The organism is Pseudoalteromonas lipolytica (genome assembly GCF_003515105.1).
GTDB classification, from domain to species: Bacteria; Pseudomonadota; Gammaproteobacteria; order Enterobacterales; family Alteromonadaceae; genus Pseudoalteromonas; species Pseudoalteromonas lipolytica.
Window position 1 is genome coordinate 710,172 of the sequence record NZ_CP032091.1, and the last position, 23,878, is coordinate 734,049.

The 23,878-nt window shown below is 42.1% G+C and carries 20 protein-coding genes and 1 pseudogene; 10 read left to right on the plus strand and 11 right to left on the minus strand.

The window, feature by feature from the left end; genetic code table 11:
* Positions 1-23: 23 nt before the first annotated feature.
* The 3 genes from D0907_RS19335 (at position 24) to D0907_RS19345 (ending at position 2,454) form a co-directional block, all read left to right on the plus strand.
* Positions 24-653 carry an NAD(P)-dependent oxidoreductase gene (locus D0907_RS19335; protein ID WP_118845147.1) on the plus strand — a complete coding sequence of 210 codons (630 nt, stop codon included), beginning with the start codon at positions 24-26 and terminating at the stop codon, positions 651-653.
* 62 nt (positions 654-715) lie between these two features.
* Positions 716-1,738 (plus strand): Kelch repeat-containing protein, encoded by a 1,023-nt coding sequence (locus D0907_RS19340; RefSeq protein ID WP_118845149.1) that lies wholly within the window; start codon positions 716-718, stop codon positions 1,736-1,738.
* Positions 1,735-2,454 (plus strand): SIR2 family NAD-dependent protein deacylase, encoded by a 720-nt coding sequence (locus tag D0907_RS19345; RefSeq protein WP_118845151.1) that lies wholly within the window; start codon positions 1,735-1,737, stop codon positions 2,452-2,454. The genes D0907_RS19340 and D0907_RS19345 overlap by 4 nt, the downstream gene beginning before the upstream one ends.
* Positions 2,455-2,494: 40 nt before the next feature.
* Here the strand turns inward: D0907_RS19345 and D0907_RS19350 are convergent, their stop codons facing one another.
* The 7 genes from D0907_RS19350 to D0907_RS19385 form a co-directional block, all read right to left on the minus strand.
* Positions 2,495-4,090 (minus strand): carboxylesterase/lipase family protein, encoded by a 1,596-nt coding sequence (locus D0907_RS19350; RefSeq protein ID WP_118845153.1) that lies wholly within the window; start codon positions 4,088-4,090, stop codon positions 2,495-2,497.
* Positions 4,091-4,269: 179 nt separating this feature from the next.
* Positions 4,270-5,265, minus strand: a complete 996-nt coding sequence (locus tag D0907_RS19355; protein ID WP_036972350.1) for a DUF4382 domain-containing protein — start codon at positions 5,263-5,265, stop codon at positions 4,270-4,272.
* A 281-nt stretch (positions 5,266-5,546) separates the two neighbouring features.
* On the minus strand, positions 5,547-6,062 hold the full coding sequence (locus tag D0907_RS19365; protein ID WP_118845158.1) for a GNAT family N-acetyltransferase: 516 nt from the start codon (positions 6,060-6,062) through the stop codon (positions 5,547-5,549).
* A gap of 4 nt (positions 6,063-6,066) precedes the next feature.
* A complete protein-coding gene (gene astB, locus D0907_RS19370) occupies positions 6,067-7,410 on the minus strand; it encodes an N-succinylarginine dihydrolase (RefSeq protein WP_036972347.1) in 1,344 nt (447 codons plus the stop codon).
* Between the two features lie 49 nt (positions 7,411-7,459).
* The gene (locus D0907_RS19375; protein WP_036972346.1) at positions 7,460-7,690 is read right to left on the minus strand and encodes a helix-turn-helix domain-containing protein; all 231 of its coding nucleotides are present in this window, start codon (positions 7,688-7,690) and stop codon (positions 7,460-7,462) included.
* A 401-nt stretch (positions 7,691-8,091) separates the two neighbouring features.
* Positions 8,092-9,102, minus strand: coding sequence for a zinc-binding alcohol dehydrogenase family protein (locus tag D0907_RS19380; protein ID WP_036972344.1), 1,011 nt, complete (start codon positions 9,100-9,102; stop codon positions 8,092-8,094).
* 93 nt (positions 9,103-9,195) lie between these two features.
* Entirely contained in the window at positions 9,196-9,627 is a 432-nt protein-coding gene (locus D0907_RS19385) for a MarR family winged helix-turn-helix transcriptional regulator (protein WP_036972343.1), read from the minus strand.
* A 121-nt stretch (positions 9,628-9,748) separates the two neighbouring features.
* Here D0907_RS19385 and D0907_RS19390 point away from each other — a divergent pair, with 121 nt between their 5' ends.
* A complete protein-coding gene (locus D0907_RS19390) occupies positions 9,749-10,177 on the plus strand; it encodes an organic hydroperoxide resistance protein (RefSeq protein WP_118845160.1) in 429 nt (142 codons plus the stop codon).
* Between the two features lie 38 nt (positions 10,178-10,215).
* Here the strand turns inward: D0907_RS19390 and D0907_RS19395 are convergent.
* The 3 genes and pseudogenes from D0907_RS19395 to D0907_RS19410 form a co-directional block, all read right to left on the minus strand.
* Positions 10,216-12,186, minus strand: a pseudogene (locus D0907_RS19395) (alkyl/aryl-sulfatase).
* 25 nt (positions 12,187-12,211) lie between these two features.
* Positions 12,212-13,930 (minus strand): GMC family oxidoreductase, encoded by a 1,719-nt coding sequence (locus D0907_RS19405; RefSeq protein WP_118845168.1) that lies wholly within the window; start codon positions 13,928-13,930, stop codon positions 12,212-12,214.
* A 25-nt stretch (positions 13,931-13,955) separates the two neighbouring features.
* The gene (locus D0907_RS19410) at positions 13,956-15,389 is read right to left on the minus strand and encodes a coniferyl aldehyde dehydrogenase (RefSeq protein ID WP_118845170.1); all 1,434 of its coding nucleotides are present in this window, start codon (positions 15,387-15,389) and stop codon (positions 13,956-13,958) included.
* Positions 15,390-15,495: 106 nt separating this feature from the next.
* Here D0907_RS19410 and D0907_RS19415 point away from each other — a divergent pair, with 106 nt between their 5' ends.
* The 6 genes from D0907_RS19415 to D0907_RS19440 all read left to right on the plus strand — a co-directional run bounded on the left by D0907_RS19415 (position 15,496) and on the right by D0907_RS19440 (position 23,268).
* Positions 15,496-16,506, plus strand: a complete 1,011-nt coding sequence (locus tag D0907_RS19415; RefSeq protein ID WP_036972338.1) for an AraC family transcriptional regulator — start codon at positions 15,496-15,498, stop codon at positions 16,504-16,506.
* Between the two features lie 84 nt (positions 16,507-16,590).
* The gene (locus tag D0907_RS19420; protein WP_036972337.1) at positions 16,591-16,944 is read left to right on the plus strand and encodes a metalloregulator ArsR/SmtB family transcription factor; all 354 of its coding nucleotides are present in this window, start codon (positions 16,591-16,593) and stop codon (positions 16,942-16,944) included.
* 13 nt (positions 16,945-16,957) lie between these two features.
* Complete coding sequence (locus tag D0907_RS19425) at positions 16,958-17,959, plus strand: ArsJ-associated glyceraldehyde-3-phosphate dehydrogenase (protein ID WP_118845173.1); 1,002 nt, start codon at positions 16,958-16,960, stop codon at positions 17,957-17,959.
* Positions 17,960-17,968: 9 nt separating this feature from the next.
* Positions 17,969-19,186: an organoarsenical effux MFS transporter ArsJ gene (arsJ, locus tag D0907_RS19430; protein WP_118845175.1), complete on the plus strand. Its 1,218-nt coding sequence runs from the start codon at positions 17,969-17,971 to the stop codon at positions 19,184-19,186.
* A gap of 89 nt (positions 19,187-19,275) precedes the next feature.
* Positions 19,276-21,399, plus strand: a complete 2,124-nt coding sequence (locus tag D0907_RS19435; RefSeq protein ID WP_065978940.1) for a methyl-accepting chemotaxis protein — start codon at positions 19,276-19,278, stop codon at positions 21,397-21,399.
* Between the two features lie 351 nt (positions 21,400-21,750).
* Positions 21,751-23,268, plus strand: a complete 1,518-nt coding sequence (locus D0907_RS19440; protein WP_036972331.1) for a DUF3360 family protein — start codon at positions 21,751-21,753, stop codon at positions 23,266-23,268.
* A 54-nt stretch (positions 23,269-23,322) separates the two neighbouring features.
* On the opposite strand, the gene D0907_RS19445 is transcribed toward D0907_RS19440, so the two are convergent.
* Entirely contained in the window at positions 23,323-23,847 is a 525-nt protein-coding gene (locus D0907_RS19445) for a hypothetical protein (protein WP_065978941.1), read from the minus strand.
* Positions 23,848-23,878: the final 31 nt, after the last annotated feature.

Genomic DNA, 23,878 nt, shown 5'->3' on the forward strand with positions numbered 1-23,878 from the left:
AAACAAACAACGGAGTATTCCTCATGAAATTAGCAGTATTAGGCGCATCAGGTTGGATTGGTAGCCACATTACTTCAGAAGCATTAACACGCGGTCACCAAGTTAATGTGTTAGTAAGAGACGCAGGTAAAGTAACCCAAGATAATGTCACGATAACTGAATTTGATTTAACAAAAGACGATATAGCAAACGCCGCAGCAGGCAGCGATGCAGTAATTGTGGCTATTGGTGGTCGTGCTCTTGGTAATCATGAGATTGTGGCTAACAGTGCTCAACAATTACTGAGTGCATTGGCTGGCACTGGCATACGTATTTTATGGGTAGGGGGCGCCGGTAGTTTAGAGGTTGCACCGGGTGTCACGTTGATTTCTAGCCCTGATTTTCCAGCTGAATATAAAGATGAAGCACGTGCACAAGGTGAAGCGCTTGAGGTGTTTAGAGCATCAACCGCAGATACACCTTGGACCTTTGTATCCCCTGCTGCGGTAATTTATCCTGGTGATTCAGAGGGCCCTTATCGTGTAGGAGGCGATAGCTTCTTTACTGACTCAAACGGCGAAAGCAAAATATCAGTAACCGATTACGCTAAAGCCATGCTTGATGAAGCGCAATCTGCAGCACATTTAAATCAACGTATTAGTATTGCTTACTAGGCCTTTCCTCGGGCTCATAAAATGGTATTCTTAACGTCTGTTTTTAGTCGTTTATTCATCTTATGAGCCTGCTATTTTCTATTGCACTTGCAACAATTCCAGCCTTACCAGAACCGGTAGCCAATAATGCGGTTGCTAAAGTAGTTATTCATGAACAAGCTTACTTTTTAAGTTTTATGGGACTAGGTAAGGGTAAAGCACATCATGATATTCACAATAAAGTATGGGTACTCAAAGTTGGTGATGATTCTTGGCACGCAGCTAAAGAGGTACCGAGTACTCAACCTTTAGTGGGGCGTTTAGCCAGTACCGCAGTGGGGGTTGGTGAGTATGCTTATGTGTTTGGTGGCTATACGGTAAGCCATGATCATCAAGAGGTATCGACCCCAGATGTGTATCGTTATGATGTGATTACTAATTCATACACCCCACTTACCAGCATGCCAGTGCCGGTAGATGACAGTGTCGCTTTGGCATATAAACAACGTTATATTTATTTAGTCAGTGGTTGGCATAACGATGGTAACGTAAACTTAGTGCAAGTTTACGATATTAAAACGGATACATGGCAACAGGCTTCACCATTTTTAGGGAAACCGGTGTTTGGTCAAGCGGCTGCCATTAGCGGCAATACTATGTTGGTTTGTGATGGCGTAGAAACCAAAGCGAATGCTGATAAACGTCGCTCGTTTGCTGCGGTTCCACAGTGCCTAAAAGGAACCATTGATGCTAATAACCCTTTAAAAATTGATTGGCGAACGATTCCTCATCCCACTGGCGTGGCACATTATCGCATGGCAGCAACCAGCTTTAATGGCGATATATATATGATGGGTGGTTCAGCGAATCCCTATAATTACAATGGCATGGGTTACGATGGTAAACCAGCCCCTGCAAGCAATCATGTGTGGCGTTTTAATGTCGACAGCAATGATTGGCACGCGATGCCAAAGGCAAATACCGCCAGTATGGATCACCGCGGATTATTAGAACATCAAGGCAGTTTGTATCGCATTGGGGGCATGAACAATAACCAGCAAGTAACACCCGATGCGCTTGGCTACAAGGTACAGTTATCATTATGAATACACTCTATATCACAGGCGCAGGGGTGAGTGCCGCAAGCGGGATCCCAACTTTTCGTGGCGAAGATGGATTTTGGACCATTGGCAGCAAAAACTACACGCCGATGGAAATGGCAACACGTGCGATGTATCAAAACAACCCACGCGAATTTTTAGCGTGGTATTACCATCGCTTTGCAACGTACCGACATCATGGTCCGAACGAAGTTCATCATTGGTTGAGCGATAAAAATCTTATAACACAAAACATTGATGGCCTTGATGGAAAGGCGGGTAACACCGATTACATTGCGATTCACGGTCGTTTAGATCAAATGACGGTCTTTCACAATCAAGGTGATGAAGTGATGGCCTTCAACGCTCCATGGGATAAAGTAAACGAAGATAACTTACACCATTCATTACTTGAGGTGTTCAACATTAGTAATGAAAGTCCTATTGTTAATCAATCGTTTAAGCCATATGTGTTGTTATTCGATGAGTATTACACCGAACTTTATCGTATTTCTGAGGCGCAGCAACGTATGCTCGATGCTAATAAAATTGTATTTATAGGCACCTCGTTTACTGTCAATATTACGCAAATGGCACTTGATATTGCACGAAGTCAGGGAACGCCTATCGAAGTGGTAGACCCAGAACCCACGCATGTGTTTCATCCTAATGTGACTTACAAAAAAATGACGGCACTTGAGTACGTACAGCAGCAAGGTTAAAAGCTAACAAGGCGCTTATATTACGCGCCTCGTCTATTGATTATTGTTGCTCTGCTTTTGCTTCGGTGATGTTTAACCGAGCTTGCAATGGGTCAGGTAAAAACTCTGCGGTACCTGTTTTATTCATTTGCAGTAAAAATGGCTCATCATGTTTAAACGCAGACCACTTCGGGAGTCCCGGGCCATTTGGCGTGCCTAATTTAATAAAGTTAGTAACATAACGGTGCATAATTTTAGCCGCTTGCTTGTCTTGTTCGGTGGTAACATGACCGTATTTTGCTTGCACCGTATTAAAGAAATACGGAATCTCGCTGGCATGCTCAGCTCCTGGTTTATCTAAAGTTTGCGCCACATAGCCAAAGCGGTATAAATAAGCCTGCTTGCCCATATCTGAAATGCGTTTAGCAACAAATCGAGCAGGTTCTTGCATTTGTGCATCTTGACCAATCTGATAGTTAAGCATGGGCAGTGGAGTGTCGCCATTGGCATCGTATGTCATTCTTGCCTGTGTGCTGTGCCCAGCAAAGCTGTCGAATAAAGCGTCTTTTGAAGCAAATCCTGCAAACCCTAAATCCCTGTCTGTAGTGCCAACCATGGCTGGTATGTGGCTAAATGTCCCTTTTCTTAAACGCGTTTCGGTTGATGCACTAATAATGGTGCCATCAATAATGGGGCCACCAACATAGTTTGGTACGTCGGTATTTTGTTGGTGTAGCGTGCTTAAGTTGAGGTCATCGATAATATCTTCGGCAGATAACTCACGAAGCGCAGCCAGCGCGTTTTCATCGCTGCCTAAAATTGTATGCTGCTTAGCAAAGTTTTCACCGATTTGTTCTGCGCTTAACACCGTGTCGTCATTACTGTGTAAAGGCCGTTGTTTAAATAGGTCTCGGCCACCAGCAGACATAATAATTGCTTGCTGAAATAAATTATTAGCAGCCGGCGTTTGCATCATCGCATGCACTGATGCACCACCTGCAGATTCACCCATTAATGTCACCTTTGATGCATCGCCACCAAATTGAGCGATGTTTTTTTTCACCCATTCAAGCGCTGCAATTTGGTCCATTAATGCGTAGTTACCCAGTGCATCATTTTCAAATCGTGTGAGGGCAGGGTGCGCAAAAAAGCCGAATCGACCTAAACGATAATTAAAGCTAACAAAAATAACACCTTGTTTAGCAAAGCTTTCGCCAGAGTATACTGCTGGTGAAGCCCCACCGTTTACAAAGCCGCCACCATGGATCCAAACTACAACAGGGTAAGGGCTATCACTGTGCTTGGCGGGTTTAAACACATTCAAATACAAACAGTCTTCTGAAGGCGTGGTTGCTAATGGCGCAGCATCGCCAGCAAATGGTTTTTGCATGCAATCAGGGGCATAATTTTCCAATACCTTGACACCTTGCCATTTAGTAACCGGTTGAGGGGCTCGCCAGCGTAAGTTTCCCACAGGGGGCGCTGCATAGGGAATGCCTTTATAGGCAATAACTCGCCCTTGCTGTTGTCCTTGAATAAGGCCGCCACTTACTGCTACATGGTCGGATTGTGGTTGGTCTTGGCAGCCTTGTAGAAACAGGGCTGAGCCTAACATAAGAGAGGAATAGAAAATCGATTTTAAAATACGCGATGTCATAACATAGCCCAGACTGTTTTGGTTAGGCTTATAATATTAACATATTCAAATAGCCACAACGAGAAAACCAGCACAGCAACAAGGGAAAGACTCTGTTGGTTTAGTCTTTGGCTGTTTCATATGATAAAGAATAGAAAAGCCCGCGCAAAGCGGGCTTTTAAGTGGGGTATTAACCTTTATTACTCAGGTAATGTGAATGACACTGTTAGGTCTTCACCCGATGTAACGGTGACAGGTTTAATTTGATGAAGCGTAAACTCTTGGTCTTCTGCCTCTGCATCATCAATGTGTGCAGCGCATGTGTAAGCAAGTTGGTAATCACCAGGTTGAATGAATGCAAGTTCGAACTCGTATTGATTATCTTCACTATCAAAAACCACATTAGCCGTTGCAAGTGGTGCATCTGCCGGTGTTTCGTTCTCATTTACTTCGTAGTTGTCCATTGGTGTTTCTACGTCACTGCTATACAGGTAAACAGCGTGGCCAAACGAGCCATCTTCAGCAGCAATAGCAATATTATCGGTTTCGCAGTTAGCAATTAATACGTCGCTTACTGTGCCTTCAATATCTTGCGATTCAGCCAAGTTCTCTAAACGAACACCACGAGGCTTAAGCACAATTTCAGAACTATTTTGCGGGTCAACTAATGATTTTTTAAGGTCAAATTCAATAACAAATTCGTTACCAGCTTGATTAAGTGTGAAGCCATCAAGTTGAATTTCACCCACACCGTCGTTGCCTTTACGTTTAACGATTAATGGTTCAATGCTGTCATCTTCATACACAACATGTGATGTCATTGTTAAGTCGTTTGTATCACCATTGATAACATCAGCACGGATCCACTGATACTCGCCTGCAGGCACTTCTTCATCTTCTAAAAGAGCGAAAACATCGTCGCCTGTGTAGTCAAGTAAGTTGACCATTTCAGGTTTTGTTTCATCATCGTCTTCACGCGTTTCAAAAGTGATATCTTCACCGCCTTGCGTTCTCAGTGTGATTGAATCAAATACGACATTGACAGCTTTTAAGCCTGTTACTGGCGCATCAGATACACCCAGAGTGAATTTAGCCATTTGCGGCTGAGCTATGTTGTCATTTTTGTCGTTGTCTGAGCCACAACCAACGAGTGCAAGTAAGATAGCGCTGCTAAGCATTGTTGATTTAAAGTTCATGATTCATTCCTTTAGTGTGTTATGTGTATGCTAGGAAGTATAAGTAACGAAAACTTAATAGAACTTGAATTGTTATTAACTCGTTGCGTTTATCAAAAAAGCAGAATGAAATATGCAGCTATCTTACATTTAAAGTATATTAATTTAACAACGTATAATGACTTTTCTGCTTTTGCTGAATTTAGAGTGTGCGGTTTTTTTACTATTATTGAAAAAAGCTGAATATTTTCACCCAGGACAATAATGAAAAATTATGTCATCAGTGATTGAATTCGGCCCCATCAACGAGAGCCGATTTGCTTATAGAAATACACTGTTGCATCAAACGTACCCGCGGAACTTTTTGAAAAACCTGGGATTGAGCCCGCTTCAATGTAGTTAAGCTTACGATATAGAGTGGATGCGATATCCCCCATACGGGTATCAAGTACTAATAAACTAATCCCCATTGCGTTAGCGTCGGTTTCTAGGGTGTTCATTAATTGTTTTGCAATGCCTTGGCCTTGATAGTCGGTGTGCACCATCAGTTTTTCTACTTCACCTCGGTGCATTCCGTTTGCTTTTGAACACAAAGATAATTGAACAGAGCCAATCACTTGCTCATCCTCCATAGCTAAATAAAGGCGTCGATATGGCGTGGCTAAGTCAGTATTAACGCCCTGCCAATAGTCATGAGCTGCGTGTAATGATAACGGTGCAATAAAACCGATGGATGCACCACTTTCTACACTATTAATGAGCAGGGTATTTAACGAACTGGCGACCCCTTTTATTGAATGTACTGCTTTAATTTTCATGGCGTTATTGTTGTTGAAATGGATAAACAGAACCTAAATTAAGTAACGAGGTAAGCTCATCAAGTGCCTGATAGCTCTCAGTTAAAAGCTGAGGATCAGCAAAGTCATTGCTCGTTAATGAATCGCGATAATGTGTGTTAGCCCAATTGACTAGTTGGTCATATTTGTCGTGACTAAAGCGCACGGCAGGGTTTACCGCGTTAAGCTCGTTGGCGTTTAATGCAACACGCAAGCGTAAGCACGCAGGGCCTCCGCCATTTTGCATGCTCTGCCGTAAATCAAAAAAACGGACATGTTGTATCGGATTATCCGACAAAATTAATTCTTGAATATATTGATGCACAGCTAAGTTACGTTGGCATTCTTGTGGAGCGACTAACAGCATGCTGCCATCGGCAAGTGTAATAAGTTGGCTATTAAATAAGTAGCTGCTTACAGCATCGGTAATACTTACTTTTTGGGTCGGTACTTCAATAATATGCAGGGTTTTTTCACCGGTATAGGCTTTTTTTATTTCATCTAAGGCATGTGCTTGGTTTAAAAAAGCTTGCTCATGGCACAGTAAAACATTGCCATTTGCGACTGCAATTACATCGTTATGAAACACACCTTGGTCAATCACAACAGGGTTTTGTTGAATAAATAGCTGGCTGTGGGGTTTTAATTGGTGCAAACGAGCAACAGCCTGTGATGCCTCGAGTGTTTGCCGTGCAGGAAATTTACTTGGTTTGGGGAGTGCATTATTAAAGCTACTCGCACCAAATACAAATACCTCTAACCCTGTATCTGCATGGCTATCGCATAAACGATTATGATTGGCAGCACCTTCATCACCGAAAAAACCTTGGTCAGGCAAGTGACAGTGATGGCTAAAATAGTGGTCGTTGTTAAACATGGCTTTCAACAACGCTGTTGTCGTTGTCGGTTCTAATGAGCGGTGAAATTTGTTGTTTAAGTTTGCAGCTGTAAAATGCACTTTGCCATCAAGCGTATCAGCAGAGGGAGACACGGTTGCTGCGTTTGCAGTCCACATAGCAGACGCACTGTAACAGGCTCGCAGTAAAATGGGATCGGCTTTAAATGCTTTTTCAATAATTTGCCTGTCGCTGCCAGTAAATCCCAAACGTTTTAATACGTTGATATCAGGACGAGCATGGGGTGCAAAAATACCTTGTTCTAAGCCGAGCTCATGCATTGCCTTCATTTTTTCTAACCCTTGCAATACGGCTTCTCTAGGGTTTGAATGTGATGAGGCATGACTTAATGAGGCAACATTGCCATACGATAATCCCGCGTAATTGTGTGTTGGCCCCACTAAGCCATCAAAGTTTACTTCTACTGCGTGCATACTCATTCCAATTTGTTAAATGCGTGTTTTTAAACCATACAGATTTTTTTTAAACGAAGCGAGCCAACTCCATTTCAACATTACGAAGGTGTTGTTTAAGCCGTTTTTGTGTCGCAATTAAATAAGCTTTTTGCTTATTTAATTTTGCGTGCTGTTGCCTTACAGCGTTATAAAGCGTTCTTTTGGGAATGTCATACTGTTCAGCGGCTTCGGTAATTGTAAGATGATGAACAGATACCTTTTGCAGTGCTTCTATAAATTCAGGATCGTTATTTAACATAGCGACGCTCCCTATCTGCAGTGGTATGAGGATCGTTCGGTTCATGCACATGCCATGTGCTAATATCTAAACGCCAAAGTAAGTAAAGAGTGTGATAAAAGTTAGTCACGTTCGTCTCCTTTTAGGTGCAAGTTCCTTTTTCACTATTGGAAGAACTGTGCCACTCTTTATTTTTATTTTAAATTATTTAAAATCAGTGACTTATTTTTTGTGGGAATATTTGTAGCAATCTCTAAGCACTAAAATAGTGAAGCAAGTCTTAAAAACTGCACTTTTATGATGCGGTGGGTTTTATTAAGGCAGTGCGTTATGAATATCGACAAAATAAAAAATGAGAAGAACATAATTAGCGCTAACTCGTTAGCGCTAATTAATGGCTATGTTAACGAAAGCTGGTAACGCTAAAATCCTTCAAGCACTAACTTACCGCGTGCTTGATGCGATTCTAAAATAGCATGGGCTTTGAGTATGTTCTCGACATTTATTTTTCCTAAATGCTCACCCAAGGTGGTTTTAATGATGCCTTTATCAACAAGCTCTGAAAGTGTTGTTAGTAGTTGGTGTTGAGCAATCATATCGTCGGTTTGAAACATTGAGCGGGTATACATAAACTCCCAATGAAGCGAAATACTTTTGCGCTTAAGCTTTAAAATATCGAAGCTTGCGGGGTCATCAATCAGTGCTAATTTACCCTGTGGTTTAATTACCTCTACAATACTGTCAAGGTGCTTATCGGTATGCGTTAAACTGATTACATAATCAAATTCATCAAGTTCTGCGTCAATACGTTGTTGATTGAGATCTTGGCTGTGATCTAGCACATAATCTACGCCTAAGTCGGTTAGCCATTGTACACTTTGCTGACGTGCCGCTGTGCCAACAACTGTTAAGTTTGTTAGCTGTTTAGCAAGCTGCACTAAAATTGAGCCAACCCCACCCGCTGCACCAATTACCAATACTGAGGCGGGTTTGCTGTCTTTTGATTGCGTAATTTGCAGACGGTCAAATAACAATTCCCATGCTGTAATACTGGTTAGAGGGAGGGCGGCGGCTTCTGCATTGGTTAAGCTTGCGGGTGCTTTACCAACAATGCGTTCGTCAACTAGTTGCAACTGCGCATTACTGCCTTGGCGAGTTAAATCGCCAGCATAATAGACTCGGTCGCCAACGTTAAATAATGACACGTTTTCACCAACGGCTTTTACTGTGCCTACTGCATCCCAGCCAATGACTTTATAGCCGCTTTGGGGAGAAACGTTTGCGCGGATTTTAGTGTCAACAGGGTTGACTGAAATAGCCTCAACAGCAACTAAAATATCGCTGCCCGTTGCAACTGGATCTGGTAATTCAATTGCTTGTAAGGAATGTTCACCAAGCGTTGGGGTGGCTTTGCTATAACCAAATGCTTTCATAATCGTGTCCGTTTTAGTGGGTTTTACCCACTATAACGCATTTAAATCTATTAAAAAGCGGTGTAATCGAAATTCACTTTCAAATAATTTTTGTTAATCAAGATCGCTATTTACCAAATCGAGAAGCTGAATAAGTTGCAAAGCCTGTTGCTCATTGATGCTAGGAAAGCGACAACGAATTTGTTCAGGAATACTGGCAGCGTCATCTTGTAAGGCCTTACCCTTGGCTTCGAGTTGGACTAGGCGTTTACGTTTATCTTGGCTGTCTTGGTAAATACTCAATAACGACTTTTCGCTCATCTTTTTTAAAATTTGCGTCATAGCACCGCCATCAATGGCTGTTTTTTCGAGTAATTCAGCTATGCTGATCTTGTCTTTTTCCCATAATGCCATCATCACGACGTACTGTGGGTAGGTCAAATTTAACTGGTTGAGTGAATCACGGTACGCGCGAGCAATGCTATTCGATGCCATATATAAGCGATGGCAAAGTTGGTTATCGAGTTTTAATTGCGGGTACTTCATAGTGGATTCCTTATGATCAGTGAGTGTATTTTAATTTGCATACAAAATATTTGCAATATTCAAAAAGCTGTTCTAATATATTTTGCATACAAAATATATTCACTCACAAAGGAGAGTAATCATGAAAGAACTACAAAGCGTTGCCTATACTGCAAAAGCCACAGCAACAGGTGGCCGTGAAGGTACTGCAAAATCAGATGACGGTCGTTTAGATGTCGCATTATCAACACCTAAAGGGTTAGGTGGTGATGACGGTCAAGGCACAAACCCAGAGCAATTATTCGCAGCGGGCTATGCTGCATGCTTTATTGGTGCACTAAAATTAGTGGCAGGCCAAACTAAAGTTAAACTACCGAGTGATACACATATCAACTCTGAAGTATCAATTGGTCCAATCGAGGGCGGGTTTGGTATTGCTGTTAAATTGGCGGTGTCAGTGGGCGATTTAGACAAAGAAACTGCGCAAACATTAGTCAATAAAGCACACGAAGTGTGCCCTTACTCAAATGCAACGCGCGGCAACATTGCTGTTGAATTATCAGTGATTTAGTATGCTGATAGGTGGGCTTAAATAGCCCACCTCCTTCGTTAAGGCTTTACTATTTCAAACCAATAGTCAAAGTTGTCAATTAAGCTAATCAATAAGGCAAATTTTTGGATATCACCTTTGAAACTGGTTTTATTGCTTTCAAGTAAGCGCTTAAAGTCGACCTGTTTCATTAAAAGTAAATCTAAATCTGCACGATTAAGCGTTAGCGTTAAATCAGCATGCTCACTTTGTGTGTTTGCTAAGTTGTTTAAGTGGGCGTTGTTTAACTCAATAACGAACTGTTCTTGGGTATCGGGCAGCTGAATATTGATAATAAACTGATGTTGAGCCGCTTTTTCGGCATTTAATCGCACACCTAAATAGTCAAAGACGAGTTCAGTACTCATTGCTTTGATGATGTCTGGCCCAATTTCTGTTTTATTTACACTGCTTGGCATGCCATTTCTAAGCTCATAAGCTGCAGATAAGTATGCATTTCTCCAACCTGCATTTTCAGCTTGGTAGCCTAATTGTTCTAATGTATCAGCTTGTAATGCAATGGCTGCTTGATTCTCAGGTTCCGCATAAACTAAGTGATTTAGCAGTTCTGCTACCCATCTATATTCACCATTATTAAATGCCGTTTGTGCCACGTTTAGCATTGCCTTGCTACCGCCTGCGAGTTTTACGTATCGTTTTGCGGAATCGGCAGGGCTGAGTTTATTAAGTGTGGCAGGGTTCATATCAAAAAAGCCAAGATACTTATTAATAATGCCTCTTACGTTGTGGCTAACAGAGCCATGATAGCCGCGGTTAAACCATTCGTTCGATAAACTTTCCGGTACTGTAAATTGGTTATGGATTTCGTTTATCGTAACCCCTTGATTGGCTAAATTGAGAGCCTGATCATGCATGTATCCGTACATATCACGTTGTTTTTCAAGGTAATGAACAATATTCTTATTACCCCATCGAGGCCAATGGTGTGAAGCAATTAGTATGTCGGCTTGCTGAGCAAACTGTTGTAAAGTTTGGTTTATTTTTTTGCTCCATTGTGATGCATCCCTCGTTTCTGCCCCGCGTATTGTATAGATGTTGTGCATGCCTGCGACCGTGTTTTCGGCCATCCATAAAGTTTTAAATTGAGGAAACCAAGTATTCATTTCTGAAGGCGATTCGGTGTGCGGTGTGTTTTTCATTACCATTTCAATGCCGTCGACAACTATGGTTTCTTGAGGCTGTTCAATAATACGGGTAGGCGCGATTAAGCTAACATAGCCAAACGCAATCCCTTTACCTAGCGCACTATCAACTGTAGATAGTTCATTTTTACCAATAATACTTCCATATTGATACCCAGCGCGACGCTGCATTGCATTGCCAGCCAAAACAGACTCTTTTACAACGTGTTCCATAAAGTGCGCGGGGGCAATTATCTGTACGTCGTTATTATCGACTTGTTGTTGACTAATAATGCCTTTTACCCCGCCAAAGTGATCGGCATGTGCATGGCTTTAAACAATGGCTTTAATGGGTCTATCACCTAGGTGCTTTGTTATTAAATCGTGTGCTGCTTTGGCTGTTTCAGGAACGGTAAGGGGATCAAATATAATCTATCCGGTATCGCCTTTGACATAAGTGACATTCGCTAAATCAAAGCCTCTTACCTGATATATATGCTCAGAAACTTTAAAAAGCCCGTAATTTAGATTAAGTAAAGCCTGGCGATGAAGGCTTGGGTTTATGGAGGGGATAAAGTCGTGTTCTTTTAAAAAGTCAAATTGATTGAAGTCCCAAATAACCTCACCATTTGCATTTAATATGTGCTTATTTTGGGGTTTAGCAATGAGTCCTTTACTGGCAAGTGCAAAGTCAGTTTTATCATTAAAAGGGAGTGTTTGTAACAACTGTTGGTTTTTTTGAACGGTGAATTTACTCGCAGGTTTACTCGTTAGGTCACTTTCTGCTTGTGTGTAATGAGTACACACTACACACGCTAATAGGCTGAGATTTATTAATTTTGTTATCATTTTTGTGTCCTTGGTGTTGTTCTTTTTATACGTTTTTTATTTGTGCCAATAAATCACCAGAGCCTGTGAGAGATGATGTTTGACCGGCTAAAGGTTCGCTGAACAAAATGGGCTTGATTGTTTTTGCGCGTTGCTCATCAAAAACAGGTATTTGGCTCATCGCAAACTCAGAGAGGGCAGTAATGGTTAAAGAAGGGTTAACACCTAAGTTACCCGGAATAATTGAACCGTCGATAACGCGTAGGTTTTTGTAACCGAAAACTTCACCAGAGGTGTCGACCACGCCTGTTTGCGCATCGGCACCCATAGCTACGCCGCTCATGATATGTGCCGTCATGGGGGCTCCAAATAACACTTCGGTTAATGCTGAACCGGGTACGCCGCCCAGTTTCTCCGCATAGCGTTTGGTGGCTTCTTCTGCTTTTGGAAATGAGACTGTCAGTGGGGTATCTTCGGCTTTTTGTACTGCGGTGATACCCTTTTTAAATAATCGATACCATTTTCGACGCCACTCAAGGTGGATAAAAGCTTCTGATTTTTGCATCACTAAGAACAAAATAGAGCTGCGAGCTTTTCCCTTCGGCCTGAGTACTTTGGCGGTTTTAATTGGATGGCGTACTGTGTTTAGTAAAAATTTTGCAATACGTTTAACTCCTGTGCCTGTCACCATTGGCACGTAAGGCAAATAGAGCCAGGTACCATCTGAGCCTTCTCGAAAACGACAAATCTCAATATTGGTGTCTTTATCTACAGAAATAAATGAACTGATTGCAACGCCGTCATCCACTTTTTTAGTTGTATTGTTTGCGGTTGTGAGCGTTTCTGAGTTAGTGCGAATTTGTTGCCCTAGCCATGGCGAAATATGGGGAAGTGTTTTATCTTGGTCGCGCATTTTCAATAGCAACGGTACTGTGCCCATTACACCTGCACTTAGCACTACTCCGCGGGTTTTTAGGGTGTAGATATGGCTGTTTTTATGGCTCGTATCTTTTATTTTAATTTTATAGCCTGCACTGCCATCGTCATTAAGAGGCGTGATTTTAATGACTTCGGAGCTAGGTCTAATTTCAACCCCGTTTCGCTGTGCAAAAAAGAGGTAGTTTTTCATTAGCGTATTTTTGGCATTGTTACGACAGCCAATCATACAACTGCCACAGTAGTTGCAGGTGTGACGACGTGGGCCATCGCCATTAAAGTAAGGATCGGGTACTTCTTTATTGTACGCTTCACCGGGCTTGGCAAATAGCACTCCCGTATTGACGGTTTTAAATGAGCTGCCTTGGCCCATTTCTTCTGCCACATGTTTGAGTGTGTCATCGGCGACATTGGTGTAGGTGTTTTTGGCACTGCCAAGCATGCGCTGAGCAAGCCCATAATAGGGCATTAAGCTTTCTTTCCAGTCTGGCTTTATACGTGTCCATGCGGGAGATTGAAATACTTCGTCATCCGGTATTAAATGCACATTAGCATAAATTTGCGAACCTCCCCCGACACCCACACCGTGTAACACAGTGACTTTATTGGTAAACGAAAATTGAATACAGCCTTTTAAACCAATTTCGGGTTGCCACATGTAGTTTTTAATATCTAAATTGGTTTTTGGGAACGCTTTATCATCTCGGCGTAGGCCTTTTTCGAGTACTAAAACCCGATTGCCTTTTTCACTTAAACGCAAGGCACTCACAGAGCCACCAAAGCCTGAACCAATAACTATTTGGTCAAAATCAAAATTATCTTGCTGCATTGTTGTCACCTGTTGGGGTTTATTGTTATGAGTTTATTCGGGTTAAAAAGGCTAATAGCCGGTCAGCAAATTTACCGTACGGAGGTGCTAAAAACTTAATGCTAGTAAATCTGGCTTGATAAAACACCGGGCGTAATTTTGAGAACGTTAAAAACCCTTCGTAGCCATGATAATGCCCCATACCACTGGCACCGACTCCCCCAAAAGGTAAGTCATGTTGCCCAACATGAAATAACGCGTCGTTGACGCTAACACCACCAGACATAATGTTATCAATATAGTAGTTGATTAATGACTTGTCGTAGCTAAACGGGTAAAAGGCCAGCGGTCTATCTCGTTCGCTGACGTAATCAACCACCTGTTGGGGAGAGTGGTAAGTTTTGAGCATTAAAATAGGGCCGAAAGTTTCGCGAGTATCAATGTGCATATTGTCATTACTATGCATAATGATCGTGAGCGGGAACTTTCGTGTTTTTGCATCGGCAGCTTGTTTACCCAGTGTGATTACTTTGGCACCGAGTTGCTGAGCGTCAGCAACGCAATCAACTAAACGCTTAAATGCGCGGTCATCAATAATGGCTGTGTAGTCTTCACTGTGAATATCGGGTAGGTGTTTTTTTGCCCAATGGGTCGCTGTTTCTATAAAGTGCTCACATTGCGATTGATGCACGAATACATAATCAACATTAGTGCAAATTTGCCCTGCATTAAGCTGTTTAACATACATTATTCGTTCTACAGCCTTTTGCATTGGGTAATCTTTTGCGATGACAGCAGGCGACTTACCACCTAACTCTAAGGTAACTGGGGTCAAGTTCTTTGCCGCCGCTGCCATTACTTTTTTACCCGTTTCGCCGGAACCGGTAAACATTAAGTGATCAAATGGCAACTTTGAAAAGGCAATCCCTACTTCACCTGTTTCACAAAAAAAGGCTAATTTTTCAGGTTTGAAATAATGACCAACAAGCTCAGCGAGTAGGGCACTTAAATGACGGGAATTCTCTGACATTTTAACCATGGCTTTATTACCCGCGGCAAAGGCAGCTGCCAACTGACTAAATGCCAAATTTATTGGGAAGTTCCACGGAATGATCAACCCAACCACCCCTAGTGGCTGTGGTATCACTCGGTTTTTAGCTCCAAAGTACATGCGATGATCTACATGACGTTTTTGTACTTTCATCCACTTATTTAGTTGCTTGAGTGTACTGTTAATATCGGCACAGGCATTGATGATCTCTGCAAGCAGCGTTTCGTGGCGTGAACGATTACCATAGTCGAGATTAATAGCCTTAATAATACGTTCTTGGTTATTGGTAATTAAGGCTTTTAAAGCAAGTAAGTGTTCACGACGTTGTTCATAGCTTTCTATCCCTTGGGCTTTTGCAAATGCGCGTTGCTTTGCAAGTGTGGTGTGCAGAATGTCGTTGATGATGACTGGATGTTTTGCAATGTTCATGTCGGTGCTCTAATAGCAAAGGTAACTGATAGCTTAAATAAAATACTTGCAGTTAATTTGACTTTTTAGGACACTGAAATGACTCTTTGGGACATATGGTATTTTTGTGGAAAGTTTAATACGCTCATCAAGCTTGGCGGGCTTTGAAGGTTTAGTCAGGCGTTACGGGGTAAACCCGAATACGCTATTGGAACACGCGGGCATTTTACCTGCACAATTACGTGACCCCGACAGCTTTGTTGTTTATAGCCACTATTTACAGCTTTTAGAACTCGCTGCAGCAGCCTGCGACGAACCATGCTTTGGCTTAAAATTAGGGAGTCAACAAAGTATGAGCACCGTGGGCCTTATTGGGGCGTATATGTCGCGCCAGCCAACGATTCTTGATGCGTTAAACGTAGCTCAAAAATATATTTATCTACATGCAGAGGGCATTGTGCTTAACCTTGCTTTATATGGGCAAAATAGCTGCGAAGTACGATTTGTCCGTTTGTCTGATGAAAAGCAGGAATTTGTTCAAAAAGCGCAACTGGCTGTGTGTTTAGTCAATAAAGTAATGAAAGAGCTGGTGGGTCCCAAGTGGCGAGCCGATAAAGTATGCCTTCGGCAGTCGCCAGTGAGTGAACACACGGCCTTGTTTGCCAAGGTGCTTGGCTGTGAGGTTGAATTTAATGCTGATACTGATGCTATTTATTTTTCGAGTGCGTTTTTAACGTATAAACCAAAACTCAATGATGCCATTCTCGATACCCTCATTGCAGATCAGCTTGAGATGCAGCGTATAAATAAGCTCCCAGATGAAATGCTGCATATTGAAAGCGCCATGAAAATGCTATTGGCAACAGGGGACTGTAGTAAAGAAAACACAGCATTAAGTATGGGTGTTCACCCTAAAAAGTTACAGCGTATTTTAACTATGCATGAAACGACTTATCGACAACTGCTTGATGATGTTAGAAAGTCAGAAGCCGTTCGACTACTTCAACACGGTAATGTAAGTATGACCGATTTAGCCTTGCGGTTAGGTTATGCAGAATTGTCTATTTTTAGTCGTCGTTTTAAGGCCTGGTTTGGGGTATCACCAACACAGTGGCAAACACAGCACGGGGTGTCATAAAACTTTAATATATGTTTTTTCATATATGAGTTTTTTATATTCGTTTTTCCATATATAGTAGCGTTATCTAACGAAGGTGATGCTATGAATAACTTAGAACCTACGGCTTTTTTTAAATGCTTAGCAGATGAAACACGCTTAAAAACGTTGTTGCTGATCATGCATCAGCAAGAATTGTGTGTGTGTGAATTAGTGGCGGCTTTGGCATTGAGCCAACCGAAGATCTCTCGCCATTTGGCACTACTTCGAAAGTCAGGGCTATTATCAGATAGAAAACAAAGCCAGTGGGTTTACTACCAACTAAACTCAGATTTACCTAACTGGACGCAGCAAATTCTAAAAGCGACGTTAGACTCAAATTTTCAGCTAATCGACACTGACTTAACCCGACTTGAAACGATGGGGAATCGCCCCGAACGTCAAGCGCACTGTTGTTAAAGAGGACAGCACAATGACAATTAAAATAGGTATTAATGGTTTTGGCCGCATGGGACGCTTAACACTTAGAGCAGCACTGAATTGGCCTGAACTTGAATGCGTTCAAATTAACGACCCTGCCGGTGATGCAATTACCCATGCTCATTTATTTGAGTTTGATTCGGTGCACGGCCGATTACAGACGCCTGTCACGGTGGAGCACGATACCATTCGTGTTGCTCATCATACAATTGCTGTGTCTAACAACAAAACCATCGCAGAAACTGACTGGTCAAACTGCGATATCGTGATTGAAGCCAGCGGTAAAATGAAAACCAAAGCCTTACTCGATGAATACTTAGTGCAAGGTGTAAAGCGAGTGGTTGTCACTGCGCCGGTTAAAGAAGACGGCGTGTTAAATATTGTGATGGGGGTGAACGATCATCTTTATAACCCACAACAGCATCAACTTGTTACAGCGGCGTCGTGTACTACTAACTGTTTAGCGCCTGTTGTAAAAGTACTACAGGAAAAGGTTGGTATTAAGCACGGCTCAATGACCACCATTCATGACATAACCAACACGCAAACCATTATTGATGCGCCTCATAAAGACTTGCGTCGTGCGCGTTCTTGCGGCACAAGTTTGATCCCCACCACAACAGGCAGCGCTACTGCAATCACCCATATTTTCCCTGAATTAAAAGGAAAATTAAATGGTCATGCAGTGCGAGTGCCACTGACCAATGCGTCAATCACCGACTGTGTGTTTGAATTAAAAGAAAGCGTGACTGAAAAACAAGTCAATGCGTGGTTTAAAGAAGCCGCTGACGGTGAGTTAAAAGGCATTTTAGGTTACGAAGAAAAGCCATTAGTGTCTATTGATTATAAAACCGATCCTCGCAGTGGCATTATCGATGCGCTCTCAACAATGGTTGTTAACGATACCCAATTAAAGCTTTACGTTTGGTACGACAACGAGTGGGGTTATGCAAATCGCACTGCTGAGCTGGTTCGTAAAGTGGCATTGTCTTAAGGTATTTTGATGCGTGAACAATTGGCTGCTTTGCCAAACGAATTAAAACAATACCTAATAATAACCGGTAACTACTGGGCGTTTACCCTCACCGATGGGGCGCTCAGAATGCTGGTAGTGCTGTATTTTCATCAGCTTGGGTATGAAGCATTAGCAATTGCCATGCTGTTTTTGTTTTATGAAGTATTTGGTGTAATTACCAACTTAGTCGGTGGCTGGCTCGGGGCACGTTTGGGACTCAATAAAACCATGAATTTGGGATTATTGTTGCAACTTGTTGCGCTCGCCATGTTGTGTGCGCCCAGTCACTGGTTAACGGTCGGATTTGTCATGACTGCACAAGCGCTGAGTGGTATTGCTAAAGACTTGAATAAAATGAGTGCTAAAAGTGCGATAAAGTATTTGGTACCTAAAGGCCATGAGGGAGAGTCAACCCTGTATAAATGGGTTGCTATTCTAACTGGATCTAAAAATGCGTTGAAAGGGCTCGGCTTCTTTTTAGGCGGCGTGTTACTCACATTATTTGGTTTCACAGGCGCTATTTTTGCCATGTTAGTGATGCTGGGAGTGGTTTGGATTTTAAGCCTGCTTACGCTTAATGCTGACATCGGAAAAGCTAAGAATAAGCCAAAATTCAAAACATTATTCTCAAAATCGCGGGCAATTAATTTACTCAGCTTTGCCCGAATGTGCTTATTTGCTTCGCGAGATGTGTGGTTTGTAGTGGCACTGCCTGTGTATTTGGCAACGCAGTTTGGTTGGCAACACTGGTGGGTGAGTGGCTTTTTAGCGTGTTGGGTAATTGGCTACGGTTTAGTGCAAACTCAGGCACCGCGTATCACAGGCCATAAAAAAGTAGGTTTTTTGCCAACACGCCAAGCTGCAATGTGGGTAACGGCATTAACACTATTCACTTGTTTGTTGGCTACAGCACTGACATTAAACGTGTTTATGCAACTAAGCTTATTGATTGGTTTATTGATTTTTGGCTTCATTTTTGCGGTCAATTCATCGTTGCATAGCTACTTAATTGTTAGTTTCGCAGACAACGATGGCGTGTCGCTCGACGTGGGCTTTTATTACATGGCAAATGCGTTAGGACGACTAGTGGGAACGGTGCTCTCTGGCTGGGTGTTTCAGGTGTTCGGGCTGGTTGCGTGTTTATGGGTGAGTGTGGCTTTATTAGCAATGGCATCTGTTACGACCTGGTCGTTGAATAAAAAGTAAAAACTCATACTTTTTTTATGTTTGTTGCTGTTAGTTTAGCAAGATAGTCTAAACTATTATCAAATAAACAATAAAAACGGGAATATTCAATGCGGCAGTTAGCATTAGCAAAAAAGCTTTTATGGCTTACCGTAGGAAGCATTTTTATTACAGTGTTTGTACTTTCTAGTGTGCTCTGGTGGCAGCTTTCACAAAGTAATGAGCAACTTGCTGGGCAGTCTGAAAAATTAATTGTTGCCGAGGTTGAAGATAAACTTTCTTCCAATGCGGCAGCATATGGCGAACAAGTCGCTGGCTTTATAAATGAAGCTTACCGTGTGCCTTATTCATTTGCAGCTATCCTCGGTGATGAACAAGCTGCAAATGCCATTACGCGTGATGCTGTGGTTGAATTAAACCGCGCATTATTAGAAAAAAATACACTCCTTTCATCTATCTATACCCAATTCGAACGCAATGGTTTTGATGGCCGTGATGCGAATTTTATAAGTGGTTATGATCATTCAGTTGCAGGGGCAGGTACCCTAGAAATTTATTTTACGCGTAATCGTGATGGTGCTATTGAGCAGCAAGTGGTTGAAGACGTAGAAGAAAAATATGTAGATAAACTGAGCGAATTCGGTCAACGAGAAGCCGAATGGTACCTTTGTGCAAAAGACACGAAAGTCCCGTGCATTATGGAGCCGTATCTATACGAAATTTCGCCAGGTTATTCAGAAATGATGACCTCACTTACGGTGCCTATTATTAGAAACAGTGAGTTCATTGGTGTTGCAGGGGTTGATTTAACGTTACCCGTGTTCCAAACAATGACAGAAAAACTGTCAAAAGAGCTGTATAACGGAAAAGCGCGCGTAACCTTATTAAGCTCGCTTGATTTGGTTGTAGGGAGCAGTCATTACAAAGATAAATTAGGCCGACCACTTAAAGAAGTCGTGCCTAAGAATATGCTTGATAACTACAACAGATTAAAAAAACAAAACGGAATTTTTAAGGTCGAGGACGAGTATTTAGTTAACTACCCCATCACCATTAAGCTTGCTAAAAAGCAGTGGAATTTATTAATCGAAGTGCCGACTGAACTTGCTCTTGAAGGGCCGCAAGCATTAGCTGACAGCATGAGCGAAAATGCTAATACGCTTGGAGGATTGATTTTAGTCACCGGAATTATTATCGCAGGCGCTGCTTTTGTGATCATGTTGCTGGTGATCCGTACGATCGTCGCTCCTCTTCAGCAGATACAGCAACGGGTTGATAATTTGGCAAGTTCAGAGGGCGATTTAACACAAACATTGCATGTTGATACCCATGAAGAGTTGATTGCGTTGGCAACAGGGTTTAATGCTTTCTTAGCTAAATTAAGAGATCTTATCTGTGAACTGAAAAATGTTTCTGCGCAGACAAAACAACAAGCTGAATTAGCGACGCATGTGTCGGTAGATACAAAACACAATGTTCAATCACAGTTCCAAGAGATTGAAAGCGTGGTTACAGCCATGAACGAAATGAGTGCGACTGCCCTTGAAGTGGCACGAGCTTCTGAGCAATCGGCACTGCAAGCAGACGAAATTAATAGCCTTGTTGTAAACAGTGAGTCGAGCTTATCGTCGGCGGTGACTCAAGTTAAAACGATGTCGAGTGAGATTAAACAAGCGAACCAAGCCGTTGAAAAAGTGGCTGCGCGAAGTAATGACATTACACAAATACTTGATGTGATCAGAACCATTGCAGAGCAAACCAACTTATTAGCGCTCAATGCCGCAATTGAGGCTGCTAGAGCGGGTGAGCAAGGTCGAGGCTTTGCTGTTGTTGCGGATGAAGTGCGTGCACTTGCGTCAAAAACACGCGCATCAACTGACGATATCAGTGGTTTAATCGACAGCTTACAGCTAGAGGTCGGCAATGCGTCAAAAGTCATTGAGCAAGGGGTTGTGCGTGCTCAAACTGCGGTAGACGAAACGTCTGTTGCATTTGATGCGCTGCATGAAGTGGTTGTTAAAGTGGATGAAATTACGCAACAGATCACCCACATTGCGACAGCAGCTGAAGAGCAAAGCTCAGTAACCGAGGAGATTAACCGTAATCTAACCCTAATCTCAGATGCTGCATCGCAACTAGCCGAGCTCTCGACTCAAGCCGGCGACGGTAGTCAAACGCTCAATGCGCTCGTGGCACAGCAGGATGATGAGCTTAATAAACTTAAAACCAAATAGCGGTTGAGTCGCACACTTCAAGCCGTCAGATTACTGAGTAACTGACGGCTTTTGTTTTTATACCGTACTTTAGCGTTTACTATTTAGGCAATTTATTAGACTAATAGTTAATGCGTTCAATTCTGACTTTTTTACTGGGTATTAAAATTAAAAAACACTGTCCCATATTAATTTAATTCATTTAAAATCAATTATTTAAAATGTATGTGACTGCTGCGCTTTTTGCTTGAAAGGTGTTTTTCAAAATTCATACCCTACCTTTTGCCTAATCGTGTTTTGTGTCTTGCTGCTTTACCCTAAGTACAAAATAAATACTCACACAATTTTTCAAGATAAGTAGTAGGAGAAGTCATGAATATGAGGCAGCATGAAGCGTCAAAAACGCCTGCTGATCAGGAATCAGAGACGCTTAGTGGACAAAAAAGCTATCAAGCACTTCATAAACCCAGCAGTGAATTTTCAAGTCGCGATGAATACCTAGAACACGAACTACAAATTATGCAGCCAAAGCGTTGGCGTCCTAACTTACCCTTTAGGGATTATCGCTTTGAGCTCGAAGATTCAATTCCAGCAATGGCCGGTACAATCGGTAAAGTAGTGATGGTTGGAGCCATTGCAGCTACGTTTGCAGCACCACTTGGTCTTGGCGAAGGTTTTATATTAGAAAATGTGCGCTACGAGCTATTAATTGTATCCATCTTTATTTTATTGTTTTCAGGATTCTTTTTACCAACGGCAAACTTAGCTGGAACGCATGGACCACTTATTCCTTTAATTCCAATTGTTGTTGCTGCGGGAGGTCATCCCATGGCATTTGGTTTACTAATTGGGGCGTTTGGCTTGCTATTAGCGCTCAGTAAAGGGGGGAGTTTACTTGCTGGGTTAACCAGTCGCGGTGTGTGTGGTGGTTTGCTTCTTTACCTTGGTTTTATTGGCACTATTTCACAGGTTAAAAAGCTGTTTGCGTGGGCCGAAGGCATTGATATGACTCATATCGCATTTATCGTGATCTTATCAACCATTGTGCTTTATGCATTACTTGAGCATTATAAAAAGCGTTGGCTTGCTGTGCCATTAAGCTGTTTATTAGGGGGGTTACTTGCCTTTTCACTTGGCGCACCTTTTGAATTTAAAACAGCGCCGGGCTTGCCGAATATGAACCCAATGTATTGGTGGGGTGAAAATACAGGCTGGATGTTAGGCCTACCCACACTCGAAAGTTTTGTGGTGGTATTGCCATTTGCTGTACTGGCTGTGGCGATGTGGTCTCCCGACTTTTTAGGTCATCAAGTGTTCCAAAAAATTAGTTACCCAGAACGTACTGAAAAAGTACAAATGAACATTGACGACACAATGTTCAGTGCGTCAATTCGTCAAACGTTTGGCTCACTTCTCGGTGGTTCAAACTTTACCTCCTCATGGGGCACCTATATTGTGCCAGCAGCCATTGCGAAACGCCCAATCCCAGCGGGTGCAGTTTTAACTGCATTATTTTGTATTATTGCCAGTATTTGGGGTTACCCAATGGATTTAGCTATTTGGCAACCCGTATTGTGTGTAGCCTTGATTGTTGGGGTATTTATTCCCTTACTTGAAGCAGGCATGGAAATGACCCGAGAAGGTAAAACCACGCAATCAGCAGCCATAGTGGTGTTTTCATCAACCTTGGTTAATCCAGCATTTGGCTGGTCATTAACGATGTTGCTCGATAATTTAGGTTTAATTGGTTGTAAAGAACGAAGCGCTGAATTAAGCCAAATGAGTCGTTGGATTATTCCATTAGTGATGTTTATTATTTTAACGGGGGTTATGGCTCTTGTAGGAATGTTGCCTGGGATCCCTGCATTAATGGCTGATTTTAGACACTAACTGATTTACGGGGTAAGGCTAAGTCGCCTTACCCTAGTTTCTTTTAAATACGCGTTACTTAAATACCACCTGTTTATTGCTACGGGTATAAGTGCGTGTTTCAGGTTTAGTCCATTGCCCTTTCTTAAGATACGATGTCGACACCACAAACTGGTTATCTTTAAATTCGCTGGTTGATTTAACTTTTGTAATTCCCTCTTTATTGCCTGTCACATTCTCGTAGGCAACAAACTGTGTCGGGCTCAAAACATTCATCGTACCTTGCGTGTAAAAACCTGCGGTGGTGAAGTAATAAAAAACCAGCGATTGTTTCTTGCTATCCCAGAAAATCATCGATTCGCCACCGTATTCACCTTCGTTAATTGAGTGAAGTGTTTTAATGGCGGTGCCATTTAGTGCACGTTGCCACGTACTTACATCTTGTACTGCTGGTTTGCCAGCTGTTACGTTGAAGTCTGATTGCCAAGTGCCTAAGTAAGGCTCAAATACTTTTAGTTTTTCATCGAGAGGTTGCTCTGTTGCAAGTGCTGTTAAAGAGCAAAAGCACAGTGATAGTAAAAATGATTTTATATATGCCATAATACAGCCTAATAAATTTCGTTCGTTTAGC

Coding starts and splice junctions, on each gene's coding strand:
- D0907_RS19420 (WP_036972337.1), top strand. CDS start 16,591: ATGAATAACTTAGAACCTACGGCTTTTTTTAAATGCTTAGCAGATGAA.
- D0907_RS19435 (WP_065978940.1), top strand. CDS start 19,276: ATGCGGCAGTTAGCATTAGCAAAAAAGCTTTTATGGCTTACCGTAGGA.
- D0907_RS19405 (WP_118845168.1), bottom strand. CDS start 13,930: ATGCAGCAAGATAATTTTGATTTTGACCAAATAGTTATTGGTTCAGGC.
- D0907_RS19365 (WP_118845158.1), bottom strand. CDS start 6,062: ATGAAAATTAAAGCAGTACATTCAATAAAAGGGGTCGCCAGTTCGTTA.
- D0907_RS19385 (WP_036972343.1), bottom strand. CDS start 9,627: ATGAAGTACCCGCAATTAAAACTCGATAACCAACTTTGCCATCGCTTA.
- D0907_RS19380 (WP_036972344.1), bottom strand. CDS start 9,102: ATGAAAGCATTTGGTTATAGCAAAGCCACCCCAACGCTTGGTGAACAT.
- D0907_RS19390 (WP_118845160.1), top strand. CDS start 9,749: ATGAAAGAACTACAAAGCGTTGCCTATACTGCAAAAGCCACAGCAACA.
- D0907_RS19355 (WP_036972350.1), bottom strand. CDS start 5,265: ATGAACTTTAAATCAACAATGCTTAGCAGCGCTATCTTACTTGCACTC.
- D0907_RS19350 (WP_118845153.1), bottom strand. CDS start 4,090: ATGACATCGCGTATTTTAAAATCGATTTTCTATTCCTCTCTTATGTTA.
- arsJ (WP_118845175.1), top strand. CDS start 17,969: ATGCGTGAACAATTGGCTGCTTTGCCAAACGAATTAAAACAATACCTA.
- D0907_RS19340 (WP_118845149.1), top strand. CDS start 716: ATGAGCCTGCTATTTTCTATTGCACTTGCAACAATTCCAGCCTTACCA.
- D0907_RS19445 (WP_065978941.1), bottom strand. CDS start 23,847: ATGGCATATATAAAATCATTTTTACTATCACTGTGCTTTTGCTCTTTA.
- D0907_RS19335 (WP_118845147.1), top strand. CDS start 24: ATGAAATTAGCAGTATTAGGCGCATCAGGTTGGATTGGTAGCCACATT.
- astB (WP_036972347.1), bottom strand. CDS start 7,410: ATGCACGCAGTAGAAGTAAACTTTGATGGCTTAGTGGGGCCAACACAC.
- D0907_RS19375 (WP_036972346.1), bottom strand. CDS start 7,690: ATGTTAAATAACGATCCTGAATTTATAGAAGCACTGCAAAAGGTATCT.
- D0907_RS19410 (WP_118845170.1), bottom strand. CDS start 15,389: ATGAACATTGCAAAACATCCAGTCATCATCAACGACATTCTGCACACC.
- D0907_RS19425 (WP_118845173.1), top strand. CDS start 16,958: ATGACAATTAAAATAGGTATTAATGGTTTTGGCCGCATGGGACGCTTA.
- D0907_RS19345 (WP_118845151.1), top strand. CDS start 1,735: ATGAATACACTCTATATCACAGGCGCAGGGGTGAGTGCCGCAAGCGGG.
- D0907_RS19440 (WP_036972331.1), top strand. CDS start 21,751: ATGAATATGAGGCAGCATGAAGCGTCAAAAACGCCTGCTGATCAGGAA.